Origin of the sequence: Streptomyces sp. NPDC049813, from assembly GCF_044465085.1 — a bacterium.
Classification (GTDB): domain Bacteria; phylum Actinomycetota; class Actinomycetes; order Streptomycetales; family Streptomycetaceae; genus Streptomyces.
On the sequence record NZ_JBITLI010000001.1, the window covers coordinates 102,147 to 119,541 of the forward strand.

Below are 17,395 nucleotides of genomic sequence, written 5' to 3' on the forward strand. Positions count from 1 at the left end.
CTATGAGCGACTGGGCCGATCTCGGCCTTGCTCTGTCTGGTCGGATCGGGTTCACGTGGCGCGCAGCGCCACGTCGAGGACGGGCCCGATGAGGGCCCGGGAATCGGGGCGGAGCATCTGGGCGTGGCCGCACGGCACGTCGTGCACCCGCAGCCCGCCGTCGACGTACGGGCTCCACAGCTCAGGCACAAGGCCGTTCGCCGGGTCTTCCTCTGTCGCGCGGAAGAAGAGCACGTCACCGTGGAAGGTGCGCGGAGTGTAGGTGCGCATCAGCCGGGCCTGTGCGGCGAAGTTGCCCACCATCGTCTCGATGGTCTCCGGTTCCAGCGCGCCGAGCGGGCTGCCGGTCTCCCGCAACGCGTCGCGTACGGCGGCCGCGTCCAGCGGGGTGTCGGCCGCCCAGGTGGACAGGTCGAGGCCGAGGGCGGTCAGCAGGGCCCGGAAGACGACATCGTGACCAGCGTCCTCCAGACCGTCGGCGGGAGGCGCGGGGAAGGCATCCATGATGGCGAGGAGCGACACCTCCTCACCCGCGTCCTGGAGTTGGACGGCGACCTCCTGGACGACGTTGCCGCCGAAGGACCAGCCGAGCAGCCGGTAGGGGCCGTGCGGCTGCACCGTACGCACTTGCTCGACGTAGTGCGCGGCCATCGCCTCGATGCTCCCCGGGAAGCGCCGCGTGCCGTCCAGGTTGGGAGTCTGCAATCCGTACACGGGCCGGTCGGCGACGTGTTGGAGCAGACCCGCGTAGGACCAGGCCAGGCCGCCCGCCGGATGCACACAGAACAGCGGCGGCAGAGCGCCGCCGACCCGCAGCGGCAGCAGGGAGGCCAAGTCGGAATCCGGCCGGGCGTCACCGGACGTCGCTTCTCCGGCCGCGAGGGCCGCGGCGAGGCCGGCCGGCGTCGGTGCCTCGAACAGGGCGCGGATGCCCAGGTCGGTACCGGTGGCGTCGCGCACATGTGCCAGCAAGCGTGCCGCCAGCAGGGAGTGGCCGCCGAGCGCGAAGAAGTCGTCGTCGGCCCAGCACCGCTCCATGCCCAGGACCTCCGCGAACAGGGCGCACAGCAGGTCCTCACGCGGTCCGGCCGGGGGCCGCCCCGATCCACGCGTCACGTGCTCGTCGCGTGGATCGGGAAGTGCGGCGCCGTCGAGCTTGCCGCTCGCGGTGAGCGGCAGCGCGTCGAGGGCGACGAACGCGGCCGGAACCATGTAGCCGGGCAGCTCGGCCGCGACGACGGCACGCAGCGCGTCACGGTCCGGCTCGGCCGCTGCGGTGCCCGGATCGCTCGTGGGCACCACGTAGGCCACCAGCTGCTCCGTGCCGTGGGCGTCCCGCGCGCCCACGGAGCGCAGCACCACGGCCGCCCGCGCGATCCCCGGTCGTCGCTCCAGTACGGCGACGATCTCGCCGGGCTCCACGCGGAAGCCGCGCACCTTCAGCTGTCCGTCGGCCCGGCCGACGAACTCAAGGTGCCCGTCCGCCGAGCGGCGCACGAGGTCCCCGGTACGGTACATCCGCTCGCCCGGCGGACCGAACGGGTCCGGTACGAACCGGGCGGCGGTCTCGGCGGGCCGTCCGAGGTAGCCGCGGGCCAGGCTCGCGCCCGCGAGGTACAGCTCGCCGGGCGCGTTCGGCGCGGCGGGCCGTAGACGGCGGTCGAGAACGTAGCAGCGTGTCCCGGCCACCGGGCTGCCCAGCACGGGGCGATCGGTGTCGTCCAGCGGCGCGTACAAGGTGTCGACGGCGGCCTCGGTGGGGCCGTACAGATTCCAGACCGTGAGGCCGGATACGGCCTGCAGCCGCTGCCACAGGAGGGGCGGCACGGCCTCACCGCCGAGCGCCAGCACGGCAAGCCGGTGTCCCGACGGCCCCGGCTCACACAGCCCGGCGTCCACCAGCGCCGCCACATGGCTCGGCGTGGTCTCCAGTACGTCGATGCGCTCCTCGCGCACGGCCCGGACGAGGGCGGCCGGATCGCGGCGGGTGTCGTTGTCCACGACCACGAGTTCGTGCCCGTCGAGCATCCACAGCACGGGGTCCCAGGAGGCGTCGAAGGAGAGCGAGGCGGTCAGCGCCACCCGTAGCCTGCGCCCGCCGGTCGCCCGCCGGGTGAACAGCGTCTGCCGGTGGCTCTCCCACAGCTGGGCGAGGGAGCGGTGCTCCACGACGACGCCCTTGGGGCGCCCGGTGGAACCCGAGGTGTGCAGTACGTAGGCCACGTCTCCGGGCCTTGGCGCACCCTGCTGAGGAAAGTCGCCGGGAAACGCCGCCAGCGCGGCCAGCGTGTCGGCGTCGTCCAGCAGGATCACCTGCCAGGGCCCCTCGGGTATCCGGCCGGCCGTCGCCGCGGTCGCCAGTACGACGGTGGGCCGCGCGTCCGTCAGCACGGCCGCCACCCTCGCCTGCGGCAAGGTGTCGTCCAGCGGGGCGTACGCACCGCCCGACGCCAGGACACCGAGCAGCGCGGTCAGTGAACCGGTGGAGCGCTCCAGCAGCACAGCGACGGTGCGGCCAGGGCCCACCCCTCGCGTCCGCAGCAGCCGGGCCAGACGGGCGCTGTCCTGGGCCAGTTCGGCAAAGGAGAGCATGTGCGGCCCACAGCGCACGGCGATGTCACTGCTGCGCGCCGCGGCGACGGTGGCCTTGAAGCCGGCCACCACGGTCGCCTGCCGCGGGGGAGCAGACGGGCCGCGTCCCTGGTCGACGAGCTCGGTGATCCGGGCCTCGCCCAGCGGTTCGTGCCTGGACAGCGGGACACCCGGCTCCGCCGTGGCGAGGCGCAGCAGCGTGACGAAGGAGTCAGCCAGCTGCTGTGCGGTGGCCTGGTCGAACAGGTCGAGGGCGAACTCCAGCTCACCGGTGAGTTCTCCGTCGTCGGACTGCTCGGAGAAGTTGAACGAGAGGTCGAACTTGGCCGCGGCCGTGTCCACGCCCTGCACTGCGGCGTGCAGTCCGGGCAGGTCCAGCGCGGGACGCCCCGCGTTGTTGAGGGAGAGCATCACCTGGAACAGCGGGTGCCGGGAGAGGGAACGCGGGGGCGCCAGGTCCTCCACGAGCGACTCGAAGGGCAGATCCTGGTGGGCGTACGCGGCCAGATCGGTGTCCCGGGTCCGTGCGAGCAGACCGCGGAAGTCCGGGTCACCGTCGGTGCGGACCCGCAGGACCAGTGTGTTGACGAAGAAGCCGACCAGTCCGGCGAGTGCCTCGTCGGTGCGTCCGGCGACCGGAGTGCCGACGACGATGTCCTCCCCGGCGCCGTGCCGGTCTAGGACGGCAGCGAGCACCGCGTGCAGGGCCATGAAGGTGCTGGCGCCCTCACGGCGGGCGAGCTCCGTGAGCCGGCGGCCGTCCTCTCCGGTCAGCGGCAAGGTGACGCTGCCACCGCGTCCGGAGCCGGCCTGCGGGCGGGGGCGGTCCGCGGGCAACGGCAGTTCGGTGGGGGCCCCGCACAACGTCTCACGCCAGAACGCCAGCTGACGTGCGTGCACGCTGTCCACGTCCTCGGGGCGGCCCAGGACTTCGCGCTGCCACAGGGCGTAGTCGGCGTACTGCACCGGCAGGGCAGTCCAGGTCGGGGTACGGCCGGCGACCCGCGCGGCGTAGGCGGCCGCCAGGTCCTGCGCCAGCGGACCCATGGACCAGCCGTCGGCCGCGATGTGGTGCACGGTCAGCAGCAGGACGTGCTCCTCGCTGCCCGTGCGGAGCAGTTCGGCGCGCACCGGCAGGTCACGGGTCAGGTCGAAGCCTTCGCGAGCAGCCCTGCGCAGCAATGCGGGGGCCTGCTCGCGCGTGCTGGGCGTCAGCGTGAGGGTGGGCCGGGCTTCGCCGGGGGCCAGGACGCGCTGGGCGGGGGCGCCGGACCGGTCCGCCGCGTCACAGAAGACGGTGCGCAGACTCTCGTGCCGGGCGACCACGTCACCGAGCGCGCTGTGCAACGCGGGAACGTCCAGCCGCCCCCGCAGACTGACCGCCATGGGCAGGTTGTAGGAAGCGTCGTCGGGGTGCATCCGGTTGAGGAACCACAGCCGCTGCTGTGCGAAGGACAGGGGCAACGTGGCGGGCCGGTCGGCTCGGGCCTGCAGTGACGGACGGGCGCGCGTGGCGCCGTCGAGACGGCGCGCGAGTCCGGCCGGAGTGGGGTCCTCGAACAGGGCCCGGACCGGGACCTCGACGCCGAAGGCGCCCCGGATGCGGTTGACGATCCGGGTGGCCAGCAGGGAGTGGCCGCCCAGCGCGAAGAAGTCCGCGTCGCGGCCGACGGAGCCGGTGCCCAGGCATTCGGCGAACAGCGCGCACAGGATCTCCTCCTGCGGGGTGCGCGGGGCCTCGCCCTGCTCCTGTACGGCCGCTCCCGGATCGGGGAGGGCTGCGAAGTCCGTCTTGCCGTGCACGGTCAGCGCGATGTCCGCCACCAGTGCGAGGTGCGAGGGCGTCATGTACGCGGGCAGCCGGTCGGCGACGAACGAGCGCAGGTCCGCGACCGTGGGTTCGCTTCCCCTCTCCGGCACGGCCCAGGCGACCAGCCTGACGCCGTCCGGGGTGTCGCGGACGCTCACCACGGCCTGCCGTACGGCCGGGTGTGCGGTGAGTGCGGCCTCCACCTCGCCGGTCTCGACGCGGAATCCGCGGACCTTGATCTGGGAGTCCGTGCGGCCGACGAAGACCAGGGAGCGGTCCGGGCGGCGGCGCACGAGGTCCCCCGTGCGGTACATGCGGCTGCCCGCGGGGCCGTAGGGGTCGGCGAGGAACCGGTCGGCGGTCTGACCCGTTGCCCCGTCGTAGCCACGGGCCACACCAGCCCCGGCCAGGTACAGCTCTCCTGTCACACCCGGCGGGGTCGGGCCGAGCCGAGCGTCCAGGACCCGGGCCCGCATGCCGGTGACCGGGTGGCCGATGGTGGGGCCCGATCCGGGGGCCAACCGGGCGATCACGCTGTCCACGGTCGTCTCGGTCGGCCCGTAGAGGTTCCATACGCGTACATCGGACAGCTCGGCCAGTTCCCGCCAGAGATTGTCGTGCACCGGCTCTCCGCCCAGGGCCACCACCCGCGGGCGGGGTCGGCCGGGCGCGAACAGGCCACACGCTCGCAGCTGTTCGAGAAAGGACGGGGTCGTCTCGATGACGTCGATGCGCCGCTCGTGCAGAAGCTGCACGAGCGCCTCCGGGTCGCGCCGGCTCGCGTCGTCCACCAGGTGCAGCTCGTGCCCGGCGGCCATCCACAGCAGCGGGTCCCACGAGGCGTCGAACGTCGCGGCCGCCGTCAGGGCCACGCGCAACGGCCGACCGTTGTTGGCCCGTTCCGCGGGCTCAATGAGATGACGTCCGTGGTGGCGAAGCAGATTGGCGAGGGCGCGGTGCTCGACGACCACACCTTTGGGCCGGCCGGTGGAGCCGGAGGTGTACAGCACGTACGCGGCGTCGGTTCCCCGCGGACCCTGTGACGGCAGCGTGTGCGAGGCCAGGCCGTCGGCGGGCGGCTCCTCCAGGTACAGCGCGGGTACGGGCGAAGCCGGCAGCCGCGCGACAAAGACACGTTCGGTCACCAGCAACGCGGGTCGTGCGGAGCGCATGATCTGTGCGTTGCGTTCCATCGGGTGCGAGGGGTCCAGCGGCACGTACACCGCGCCGGCGCGCAGCACACCGAAGACGGCGGCGACCTGTCGCGCGGAACGGGGTACCGCCACGGCGACACGATCACCCCGGCCGATGCCCGCGGCCGCCAGACGCCGCGCCACGTCGTGCACGTCGCCGGTCAGCTCACCGAAGGACAGCCTGCGATGCCCATCGACGACGGCCGTACGGCTCGGGGTGACCGCGGCCTGTGTCTCCAGCACGTCACAGACGCTGTGCACCAGTTCGTGCCCGCGCTCCGCGGAGCTGTCCTGCGGGCCTGTGTCGAGAGCGGCCCGGCGCTGGTCCCGTGTCAGCATGTCCAAGGCGCTCAGCCGCGTGTCGGGGCCGGCGAGGGCGGAGCGCAGCAGCCGCACGAAATGGCCGGCGAAGCGCCGGACGGTGCTTTCGTCGAACAGCTCGGCGCTGTACTCCAGTTCGCCGCTGAGTCCGGCCGGAGCGCCGTCTGCCCCGTGCAGCTCCGTCCAGTCCCAGGTGAGGTCGAACTTGGCCGTCGTCCGCTTGGGCTGCACCACCGTGGCGCGCACGCCGGGAAGGTCGAGCTGCGGCGCGGGTGTGTTGTTCAGGGCCAGCATCACCTGGAAGAGCGGGTGCCGGGACAGCGACCGCGGTGGGGCCAGCGCCTCCACCAACTGTTCGAACGGCAGGTCCTGCCGGCCGTAGGCGCCCAGGTCCGTCTCCCGCACCCGGCTCAGCAGTTCACGGAAGGCGGGGTCGCCGCTCGCGTCCACGCGCAGCACGAGGGTATTGACGAAGAATCCCACGACATCTTGGAACTCCTCCTCGTCGCGTCCTGCGACCGGGGTCCCGATGACGATGTCGTCCCCGCCGCCCAGCCGGTGCAGCAAGGTCGCGAGCACGGCGTGCAGGACCATGAACGGGCTGATGCCCGCCTCACGCGCGAGCGCGACGAGTGCGCGGTGCTCCGGCACGTCAAGACGGACCGGCACCCGGCCGCCGCAGAAGGTGGCGCGCTCCGGACGCTGCCGGTCGTGGGGGAGGGGCAGCTCGGGCGGCAGGTCCGCCAGTACAGTCCGCCACTGCTCCAACTGTCGTGCCGCGAGTGATGCGCCGTCCTCGCGGTCGCCGAGCCGGGCGCGCTGGCGCAGCGCGTAGTCCGGGTACTGGGCGGGCAGCGGCTTCCACGTCGGTCCCTGTCCGCCGGTGCGGGCGCGGTAGGCCACGCACAAGTCGCGGACCAGCGGACGCATCGACCAGCCATCGGTGACGATGTGGTGGAGCGTCAGCACGAGGATGTGCGAACCGTGGGCATCGTCGTGGCCGCTCGTCGGCATCAGAACGGCGTGCACGGGGGGCTGTCCGGCGAGGTCGAACTCGGGGGCGGGGAACTCCCCGGGCCGTGCGTCCGGCCTCACGGCGGTGCAGTGCAACTCGACGCGGCAGTCCTGGGCGGGCAGCACCACCTGGTACGGGCCCTCGGCGTCCTCGGGGTAGACGGTCCGCAGGCTCTCGTGGCGCGCGAGCAGGTCACAGAAGGCGGCGCGCAGCGCGGGAACGTCGAGGTCGCCGTCGAGCCGGACGGTCACGGGTATGTGGTAGCGCTCACCGCCCTCTCCCATCTGTTCCAGCAGCCACAAGCGGTGCTGGGCCGCGGAGAGCGGCAGGCGCGCGGGCCGCGGCCCGACGACCACGGCGTCCACAGCGCTGACGGGCCGGTCCGCATCCCGTTCCGTGTCGATGAGTTCCGCGAGGCCGCTGACGGTCGGAGCCCCGAAGAGCACCCGGACGGGCAGCCGCACACCGGTCCGCTCCGCCACCCTCGCCAGCAGGCGGGTGGCCAGCAAAGAGTGCCCTCCGAGTGCGAAGAAGTCATCGTCGCGCCCGACCTGCTCCAAGAGGAGGACGTCCGCCATCGAGGCGCAGACCGCCTCCTCGGTCGCGGTACGGGGCGGACTCTTGGGGCCTGCGGAAGGGACGGTGGCCCGGGGAAGCACCGTGGTGTCCAGCTTCCCGTTCGGGGTCAACGGCAGCTGCTCCACGGTGGCGTACGCCGCGGGCACCATGTGCGCGGGCAACGACGTGGCCAGGGCGTCGCGGACCGCCCGCTGATCGCGCCGCACCCTTGCGCCCGCCTCGTCCGCGGCCGGTACGAGGTAGGCGGCCAGGAGTTCTCCACCCGGCCCGTCGGTGCGCACGGCGACCGCCGCCTGGCCGATACCCGGCAGCGCGAGGAGCGCCGACTCGATCTCGCCGGTCTCCACCCGGTGGCCGCGGATCTTGACCTGCCGGTCGCTGCGGCCGACGAATTCCAGCGAACCGTTCTCGTGCCAGCGCACCAGGTCACCGGTGCGATACATGCGCGCGCCCGGCTCTCCGAACGGATCCGCGAGGAATCGGTCGGCGGTCAGCCCGGACTGCCCGGCATACCCCCGGGCCACCCCCTCCCCGGCCAGGTACAGCTCACCCGTCGCTCCGCACGGCAGCAGGCGCAGAGCCGCGTCCAGTACGTAGCAGCGGGCGCCGCGGACCGGGCGACCGATGACCGGCTCCTCGCCGCGCACACGGGCGGTGACGGCGTCGACCGTTGTCTCGGTCGGTCCGTAGAAGTTGTAGGCGACCAGCCCCCGCTCCGCGGAGAGCCGCTGCCACAGCTCGTCGTTCACCGGTTCACCGCCCAGCGCGATGACTGTCGGGCGGTGGACCACCGAGCTGTCCGCGTCGCCCCCGGCGGTGAGACCCGCGGCCAGCAGTTGCTGGAGGTAGCTGGGCGTGGTCTCGATGACGTCGATCTGTTCGGTGTGCAGGAAGGTGACCAACGCCTCGGGATCACGGCGTGTGACGTCGTCGACGATGTGCAGGTGATGACCGCCCAACATCCACAGCAGCGGATCCCAGGCGGCGTCGAACGACGTGGCGGCGGTCAGCGCGACACGCAGCTGGCGCCCCGTGACCAGATCCGCGCTCGCGTGCGACTCCTGCTGATGATGGGCGAGCAGATTGCTGATCGACCGATGCTCGACCAGGACACCCTTCGGCCGGCCCGTGGAGCCGGATGTGTAGATGAGGTAGGCGGCGTCCTCGCCCTTCGGCGCGGGGGAGTGCGCAGACCCGGGCGCGCGGTCAAGGTGGTGGGCCGGCCCGCGTACCACCGTGCCCGAGGGGGCCATAGCGGCGACCCGGCCGCCAGGTACGCAGATCAGGATCACTGGGGCGGCGTCGCTGAGCAGGTAGGCGATGCGCTCGGGCGGATAGGAGACGTCCACCGGCAAGTAGACGGCACCGCTGCGCAGTACGGCGAGTGGGACGACGACGGTGTCGACCGAGCGCGGCAGTGCGACCGCCACTGTCGTGCCCGGTCCGGCACCATCCGCTCGCAACGCCGCGGCCGCCGTGTCGACGGCCAGGTCCAGTTCGGCGAAGGTCAGGCTCCGCGTGCCGTCGTCGACGGCCGGCGCATCGGGTATGTCCCGGGCCAGCCGCGCGAGCACCTCCGGCAGCGTCGGATCACCGGTCGCGCCGCCCGGCGCGACAGCGGAGTCCCCGGCCGGACCGGACAGGGCGCCCGGTATGCCGGATCCCATGGCGAGTATCCGGCGCCGCTCCTGGGAACCGGTGAACTCAAGACTGCTGAGGGGCCGTTGCTGGTCCGCGGGCAGTTCCTCGGCCAGCCGCAGGATCCGCTCCAGGTGCCCCGCGCCGGCAGCCGCGTCATAGCGCGCGGCGTTGGCGAGGACATCGACGCGGGCACCGGCGCCGGCGGGGTCGGGGTGCACCGCGAGCGTGAGGTCCTCCACGGGGCCCAGCGAGAGGTTGTGCAGGGTGCCACTGGCCGGACCGAACCGCAGATTGCCGTCGAAGGCCAGCACGTTCACGGCAGGGCCCGTCAGTGGCTCCCCGCGGGTGAGGCCGCGGTCTCGGCGCAGTTCCTCCACCGGGAAGCATTGGTGTCGCAGCGCACCGCGCATCGCCGTGGTGGTCTGCCGCAGCAGCCCCTGGACGGAGTCCGTCGCGCTCAGGCGCAACCGCAGCGGAAGGACCTGGGACATCATGCCGGGTGTCTGGCGTGCGACCGGGCCGCGCCGGCCGGTCACCGGCATGCCGAGCAGCAGGTCCTCCGTGCCTCGCATCCGGTGCGTGTAGGCGGCTGTAGCGGCTACGAAGAGCGCCGGCCAGGCCACCCGCCCCTGACGGGCGCCGTCCCGCAGCCGCTGCCACCGGGCACTGTCCAGCGTGGCCGAGTGCCGCAGGACCTGCGGGCCCGGCAGCGCCGTGCTCTGCGTGAGCCGCTCGCCAGGAGGAGCGTCCTTCAGGTGTTCGCGCCAGTAGGAGGCGTCCTCGGCGTACTGAGCAGAGTGCAGGTACTGCCGTGCATCTGAGACCAGGGGCTCCAGCGGAAGCGGTGCGGACGCGACCTCCGCTCCGGTCGCGAGAAGACCATAGACCTCGGCGATCCGGCCCAGAGCCACCGCGGCGCCGTACCCGTCCAGCACCAAGTGGTGCGTGCGCATGAACAGCAGATGCCGCCCCGCCGAAAGCCGGTACAAGGTGAAGGCCGTCACCGGCCCCCGCGTGACGTCGATGGGCGCGGACAGGTCCAGCCGCATCGCCTGACGGGCCTCCGCCTCGCCGTTCGCACGTGCGGACAGGTCGACGAAGGAGACGTCCAGGACGGCGTCGCGATGAACGAGCTGACCCGCGGTCGAACCGCTCGGATCGTCGATGATCGTGGTCCGCAGCGCTTCGGTCTCCCGCGTCACGAGGGCGACGGACCGCCGTAGCGTATCGAGATCCAACTCTCCTTCGACATCGACGTACTCGGCGATCGTGAAGTCGCTTCCCAGCGGGCTCAGCTGATGGGCGAACCACAAGGATTCCTGTGCCGCGGTCAGCGCCAGCCTGACGGTGCTCCCCTCAGCCATGGATCCGCCCCAGTTCCCCAGCGATGCGTGCCGACAACGTCGACCGTCCCTCCTGATCTCACTCACTCGGTGCAGATGCGAAGCGCGCGCTGCACCGTCTGTCGTGGTTGATCCGAGACGCGTGGGGTTGCGGATTGGTGTGTGTCGCAGAACACCTTTGATCCTGGTACGCGTTCTGCCCCATTTATGCCGATGGAGTGAGTGAGGCCGGCGCCGATGCCTCTGGTCCGAGACCCATCCGGATGGGGGAGGGCTCCGGATCACGGGGGCCAGGGGTGGCGAGCGGTCACCTGTCAGTGAATGCGAGCGCAGAGGAGCACCAACAGATGCACAAGCCAGGATGGGCCAGGCCGTTTCGCGGCATCGTCGTGGCGGGCGGCGCACTCGCCTTGAGCCTTGCCGGCGTGACAGCGGCGTCGGCGGCGCCGGCGTCCGGCGCGTCGGGGAAGGCGGAGGGCGCGTGGTCCCGTCAGGAGGCACCCGCGTCCCACTCGGCTACAGCCGGACACGGTTACCGAGGGACGCAAGGCCTCAACCTGTGCCTGCTTTCCCACTGTTCGACGGGGTCAGGAGGGGACCAGCAGGGGGGCATAGGCCTGGTGCAGGGCGGCAATGTCTGCTTGCTCTCCTTCTGCGAGCTGCGGCCCTGATCCGGCGGGACCGGACGGTCGTGATCGCCGACGCCCGTTGAGGCCGGGAGCCGCGACGCGCGGCAACGGCTGACGCAACGTGTGGGAAGAAGGTGATGGGAGCCGGTTCCGCGTGTGCGTGCGGAACCGGCGTCGGGGGCGATCCGTTCCGGGCGCGTACGGATCGGTCCCCGCATCGCATCTGCCAAGCACTGGATGCCACCGGTACCAAAGTCCTCATCGGCTGGACCGGATCCATCGCCGACACAGCCATCGACCAGGCGAACCTGCGACGTCGGCTGCCGCTGAGTCCAATCTGACCGGCACCGAGCGTCGAACGTGCGCTTTCAGGCAAGAGCGGCCATCCGCCTGAGCGATCACCTCGTGCAGCAGAGCGGTCGTGTTGCTGTCGAGCTCTCCGGAGAGGCAGGCGAGCACTGTGGACGGGCCGGCCGGGACCTGGCGGATTCTGAGCCGGGAGGTGATGTTTCCTTCCGTGGCTGCGGTTTGCCAGTCCTTCGTTCTCTCGGATCGGTGTCCTGCCGGGGACAGCTGCGGGACGTTACCAAGCTTCTCCACGCGATCCTCTCGCGTGCGGAGCGTGCGGCCAAGCGGTGGTGCCAAGGCAGTGCTGCGCCCTGCTTCCTGACACGGCGACTCAAGCCGGACCTGGGTGGACGAGAGTGCGCGTGCCGATACGGGGTAGCCGGACAGGGACGGGGGAGCGGCAGCCAGGCTCGATCAGGCAATTCAAGGGGCGGGAACGCATGACCACCGTGACAGCGCAGGCACTCATCCGGACACATCAGTCTGCGCCGGAGCTGATCGAGCGCGCCTACGCCGACCCGGCCTCGGTAGCCCCGAAGGACGCCCGCGCCGTCGGCCGTCACTTCTTCGACCGCCTCACCCAGGTCGAAGAAGGCACGCCCGAGTACTCCTACGTGCGCAATGTACTGATCGAGATGAACCTCTCCCTCGTCACCTACGCCGCCTCACGGTTCCGCCACCGGGGCCCGCAGGAGATGGAGGACATCGTCCAGGTCGGTACGATCGGCCTGATCAAGGCGATCGACCGGTTCGAGCTGACCCGCGAGGTCGAGTTCACCTCCTTCGCCGTGCCCTACATCACCGGTGAGATCAAGCGGTTCTTCCGCGACACCTCTTGGGCGGTGCACGTCCCGCGCCGCCTCCAAGAGGCCCGGATCGAACTGTCCAAGGCCACCGAGGAGCTGCGCACCCGGCTGGGTCGTACGCCCTCCACCGCCGAGCTCGCCGAACTGATGCAGCTGGACGTGGCGGAGGTGGCCGAAGCGCAGAAGGCGTCCAACGGCTACAACAGCGTCTCCCTGGACGCGGCGGTCAACGGCGCGGACGACGAGTCCGACACGATGCTCGCCGACTTCATCGGCATCGACGAAGAGCGCTTCGAACTCGTGGACAACTTCCACGCCCTGGCGCCCCTGATCGCCGAACTGGACGAGCGCGACCGCACCCTCGTCCACCTCCGCTTCGTCGAAGAGCAGACCCAACAGCAGATCGCCGACCAGCTCGGCTGCTCCCAGATGCACGTCTCCCGCCTGATCACCCGCCTGGTCGCCAAGCTCCGCACCGGCCTGATGGCCGGCAGTTAGGTATCCCGGCCCCCGGGTGCGGATGCTGCAGACATCGCGGCATGCTGATCCGGGCATCGACCGGCGGCTGACCGTCCTCAGCCGCTGACCGCTGGGTTGCACAGAGATGAGACACACCATCGCCCCGTCCGTGGAGCCCTTCAGTGATGTGTGAGACCGGAAACAACAAGGACAGTGCTTCCGGCGACGGCCAGGATGGCTCGGACTTCGACATCGCACGGTTCTCGGCGCTGCTGGAGGACAGCACGGAGGATCTGTACGAGAACGCTCCGTGCGGCTATCTCTCCACCCTGCTGGACGGGAGGATCGCCAAGATCAACGCCACGCTGCTGTCCTGGCTGGGCTACGAGCGTGACGATCTGATCGGCAAGAGACGTTTCTCGGAGCTGCTCACCGTAGGCGGGCGCATCTATCACGAGACGCACCTTGCCCCCCAGTTGCGGCTTCAGGGCGAGATCAGCGGGATCTCCCTGGAACTGCAGGCGGCTGATGGCAGCCGCCTGCCGGTCCTGGTGACCTCGAGCGTCAAGAAGGGCACGGACGGGCTGCCGCTGCTGGTCCGCACCACCGTCTCCGACGCCCGTGACCGCCGCGCCTACGAGGAAGAACTCCTGCGCGCCCGCGAAGACTCCGAACGCGAACAACAGCGCCTCCGCCAGCTGGCCACCACCCTGCAGAACACGCTGCTGCCCCCTGCCCTGGCCGACGTTCCCGGCCTGAACGTGGCTGCGCACTACCACATCGCCTCCGTGGACGAGGTCGGCGGAGACTTCTACGACCTGTTCCCCCTCGCGGCCGGGACCTGGGGACTGTTCCTGGGCGACGTCTGCGGGAAAGGGGCCGCAGCCGCGGCGATCACGTCGCTGGCCCGCTACACCCTGCGCGCGGCCGCGGTCTATGACCCGGACCCGGCCACGGTCCTGGCCAACCTCAACACCGTGCTGAACCACGAATACAGCGGTGACGACCCAAGGTTCTGCACGGTCATCTTCGGCCTGCTCACCCCCGATGGTGACGAGGGCGCCTTCCGGATCACGCTGGCCGGCGGGGGGCACCCGCCCGCCCTGCTGCTGCGCGCCGACGGAACCGCCGACTTCCTGCCCACTCCCGGTGGCCAGCTGATCGGGGTCCTGCCCGACGCCCACATCGCCACCACCAGCCTGCGCCTCGAACCGGGCGATACCCTCCTGCTGCACACCGACGGTCTCACCGAGGCCCACACCGCTGTCGCCGGTGACCGCTATGGCGACCCGGCCCTGCTGGACTTCGCCCGCTCCCTGGCCCCCACGACAGCGGATGACACCGTCACCGCGATCCGCGCGCTGCTTGACAGCTTGGGCTCCGGGGTCGACGACGACACTGCTGTCCTGGCCGTCAGCGTGCCCCGAACCCACCGTGAAGAGCAGCAGTGACCGACCTCAGCGTGACCACCCGAATTCTCCCGGCCGGAGCCGCCATCGAGGTGAGCGGCGATCTGGACCACCACACTGCCCCCCGGATCCGCGGTGTCCTGCCCACTTTGCCGCTCGGCCACGGGCAGCAACTCCTCGTCGATCTGGGTGCGCTCACCTTCTGCGACTCCAGTGGCATCACCGCTTTGATCGCGGCCCGCAATCACGCAATGGCTGCTGGTGCCACCCTGGCGCTGGTGGCGGTCCCTGACCGGGTCCGACGGATCTTCACCATGGTCGGCCTGGACCGCGTCTTCCCCACCTACCCCACCGTTCAGGACGCCGAAGCAGCCTGGCAGCCACCGCCGGCCGAATGAGCATGCTCTTCCAGCTGATGCGCACGCGCATACTCGGGCATGACACCAACTGAGGGAAGCGGCCGGGGCCGCGGCAGTGGCTCTGCGCTCATCGACACCGTAGAGGAGTGTCTTCCCACACGACGCGGTGGTCTGTCATCGTCCGGCACGGCGACCGTGACCGCGTCACCGACCCGAGCGCCGCAGCGGCGTTCGTGCGGCGAGCCCGGATCGCCGGTGCGACGGCGGACATGATCCGGGTGTCCGGCGGTGACCACGCGATGCCGCGTGACAGCACTCGCCGGCACCGCCCCAGACGGGCGACCGGATCATCTGGCGGAACCGCCCCCTCGATGAAGCCTGTCGTCGATTGGGGGGCGGGCCACAGGTTGCTGGCCCAGTGGTGAAGCCGGCGCTCTTCGCCTCTACCCCAATGGTGTGAAGGACCAATCCGAGCGCGCCTCCAGGACGGATTCCGGTCATGGACCACGACGTACCACCCCAGCCGCTGCGCGGCATCAAACGCCTGTCGCTCGGCGCCCTGAGCGGCCTCCTCGCAGGCTACGCGGCGATCGCGGTGGCCGAGTTGGTCTCTGCGGCGGTGCGGCCGGAGTCGGGGCCGGTCATCGCTGTCGGCGGGGCGGCCATCGATCGCACGCCGCCGGGTGTGAAGGACTGGGCGATCCAGCACTTCGGCACGGACGACAAACTCGTTCTCCAACTCGGGATCCTCGCCGTGCTGACTGTTCTCGCTCTGGTCCTGGGTGCGGTGGCCGCACGATGGCGGGCCATCGGTTCGGCCGGCGTGCTGGTCTTCGGGGTGGTCGGTGCCTTGGCCGCCACGAGCAGGCCCGACTCGACCAGCGTCAGTGACGCGTTGCCGTCCGTGGTGGGAGCCGTGGTCGGTGCCGGACTCCTGTACTGGCTGATCGGCCGGCTGGGAACCTTCCGCGCGCCGGTCGACCGGCCGAGCGGGCAGACGGAGACGGCAGACGCCGCATCCACGGGAGTCGGCGCGCCCATGGACGGCGCCACTCCTACAGGCGCGAAGAACGAAGCAGGGGAGCCAGGGTGGGACCGTCGGGGCTTCATCCTGGCCGCGACCGCCGCCGCGGCGGCCTCCACCGGAGCGGGTCTGGCAGGCCGGGCGTTGAACGGTTCGCAAGGTCAGAACGCCGTCGCGTCCCGCAACAAGGTGATGATCCCTGCCCCGTCGTCGTCAGCGGCGCCCGTCCCCAAGGGGGCCGCGCTGCGGGTCAAGGACATCAGCCCGTTCATGACGCCCAACGGCGACTTCTACCGTGTCGACACCGCGCTCGTGGTGCCCAAAGTCGATGCAACGTCCTGGCGGCTGCGTATCCACGGCAGGGGAGTGACGCGTGAACGGACACTGTCCTTCGACGACCTGCTGAGAATGCCACTCATCGAGCGGAACATCACCCTCACGTGTGTGTCCAACGAGGTCGGCGGCCCCTACGTCGGCAACGCCCGCTGGATCGGAGTCCGCCTCGCCGATCTCCTGCAGGAGTGCGGGGTGCGACCGCCGTCGAAGGGCGGCCCGGCCGATCAGCTGGTGGCACGCTCGGTGGACGGCATGACGATCGGCAGCCCGGTCGACGACGTCATGGACGGCCGCGACGCGATGCTCGCCGTGGGCATGAACGGTCAGCCGCTGCCTTTCGAGCACGGCTTCCCGGTCCGCATGCTCGTGCCCGGACTGTACGGCTACGTATCGGCCTGCAAGTGGATCAAAGACATCGAGCTCACCACCTTCGACGCCTACGACTCGTACTGGGTCAAACGGGACTGGGCGCAGAAGGCCCCGATCAAGACCGAGTCACGCATCGACACGCCCAAGCCGTTCGGTCGCCCGAAGGCGGGCACGGTCATGGTCGCCGGGGTGGCGTGGGCTCAACACCGCGGAATCGACAAGGTCGAGGTGCGGGTCGACGACGGGCCGTGGGAGAAGGCACGGCTGGCCGCAGAAGACACGCGGGACACCTGGCGGCAGTGGTCGTACGAGTGGCCTGCCGCAAAGGGCGGTCACACGCTGACCGTGCGGGCCACGGACCGCACCGGCGAGACACAGACAGAGAAGCGCACCCCGACGATCCCCGACGGTGCCTCCGGCTGGCACTCGGTTGTCGTCACCGTCGACTAATCCGCGCAACGGAACGGACAGGAAGCGACGAAGATGATCCCCATGGCGGGTGGACCGGGCGCCCATGAGTTACTGGTGTGGTCACCCAGTTCACACCGCGTTCCAGCGGTCTTCGGAAGGCGGCGCATGACGCAGGCCATCTCGATCGGTCCCGACCCAGACCACGGCCCGGATCTGCCCGCGCTCCTCAGCCGGGTCGGGGCGGGAGACCAAGAGGCGTTCGCCGCCGTCTACGACGCTGCCTGCCACGCCGTCTTCGGGTTGGTCCACCGGGTACTGCGCGACCGCGCCCAGGCCGAGGAAGTCGTCCAAGAGGTGTGGGTCGAGGTGTGGCGCAAGGCCGGCCGTTACCGCCCCGAGCGAGGAACGGTGCTCAACTGGATCCTCACGCTGGCCCACCGGCGCACCGTCGACCGCGTCCGCTCCGTCGAATCCGCGGCCGCTCGCGATCACCGGGCCGCTCTGCTCGACCGGACCCCGGAGTTCGACGAGGTGTCCGAGCAGGTCGAGGCAGAACAGGAACGAGAAGAACTCCGCCGGTGCCTGCGTTCGCTCAGTGAGATCCAGCGTCGGTCGGTCACGCTGGCTTACTACCAGGGCTTGACCTATAAAGAGGTCGCTGCAGAATTGTCGGCGCCTTTGGGCACGATCAAGACGCGGCTGCGGGACGGGCTCATCCGGCTCCGTGACTGTATGGGGGTGACGGCATGAC

The 17,395-nt window shown here is 70.8% G+C and carries 6 protein-coding genes; 5 read left to right on the forward strand and 1 reads right to left on the reverse strand.

Annotated elements, in window-relative coordinates; genetic code table 11:
• Positions 1 to 51: 51 nt before the first annotated feature.
• Positions 52 to 10,515, reverse strand: coding sequence for an amino acid adenylation domain-containing protein (locus ACIBW6_RS00410; protein WP_399054933.1), 10,464 nt, complete (start codon positions 10,513 to 10,515; stop codon positions 52 to 54).
• 1,396 nt (positions 10,516 to 11,911) lie between these two features.
• On the opposite strand from ACIBW6_RS00410, the gene ACIBW6_RS00415 reads away from it, so the two are divergent.
• The 5 genes from ACIBW6_RS00415 (at position 11,912) to sigK (ending at position 17,394) form a co-directional block, all read left to right on the forward strand.
• Entirely contained in the window at positions 11,912 to 12,775 is an 864-nt protein-coding gene (locus ACIBW6_RS00415; RefSeq protein ID WP_399054935.1) for a SigB/SigF/SigG family RNA polymerase sigma factor, read from the forward strand.
• A 146-nt stretch (positions 12,776 to 12,921) separates the two neighbouring features.
• Complete coding sequence (locus ACIBW6_RS00420) at positions 12,922 to 14,187, forward strand: PP2C family protein-serine/threonine phosphatase (RefSeq protein WP_399054938.1); 1,266 nt, start codon at positions 12,922 to 12,924, stop codon at positions 14,185 to 14,187.
• The gene (locus tag ACIBW6_RS00425; protein ID WP_399054941.1) at positions 14,184 to 14,543 is read left to right on the forward strand and encodes an STAS domain-containing protein; all 360 of its coding nucleotides are present in this window, start codon (positions 14,184 to 14,186) and stop codon (positions 14,541 to 14,543) included. Before ACIBW6_RS00420 ends, ACIBW6_RS00425 begins: the two co-directional genes overlap by 4 nt.
• 460 nt (positions 14,544 to 15,003) lie before the next feature.
• Positions 15,004 to 16,683, forward strand: coding sequence for a sulfite oxidase (locus ACIBW6_RS00430; RefSeq protein ID WP_399054943.1), 1,680 nt, complete (start codon positions 15,004 to 15,006; stop codon positions 16,681 to 16,683).
• 126 nt (positions 16,684 to 16,809) lie between these two features.
• The gene (sigK, locus tag ACIBW6_RS00435; protein ID WP_399054945.1) at positions 16,810 to 17,394 is read left to right on the forward strand and encodes an ECF RNA polymerase sigma factor SigK; all 585 of its coding nucleotides are present in this window, start codon (positions 16,810 to 16,812) and stop codon (positions 17,392 to 17,394) included.
• Position 17,395: the final 1 nt, after the last annotated feature.

Coding starts and splice junctions, on each gene's coding strand:
- ACIBW6_RS00410 (WP_399054933.1), bottom strand. CDS start 10,515: ATGGCTGAGGGGAGCACCGTCAGGCTGGCGCTGACCGCGGCACAGGAA.
- ACIBW6_RS00415 (WP_399054935.1), top strand. CDS start 11,912: ATGACCACCGTGACAGCGCAGGCACTCATCCGGACACATCAGTCTGCG.
- ACIBW6_RS00420 (WP_399054938.1), top strand. CDS start 12,922: ATGTGTGAGACCGGAAACAACAAGGACAGTGCTTCCGGCGACGGCCAG.
- ACIBW6_RS00430 (WP_399054943.1), top strand. CDS start 15,004: ATGGACCACGACGTACCACCCCAGCCGCTGCGCGGCATCAAACGCCTG.
- sigK (WP_399054945.1), top strand. CDS start 16,810: ATGACGCAGGCCATCTCGATCGGTCCCGACCCAGACCACGGCCCGGAT.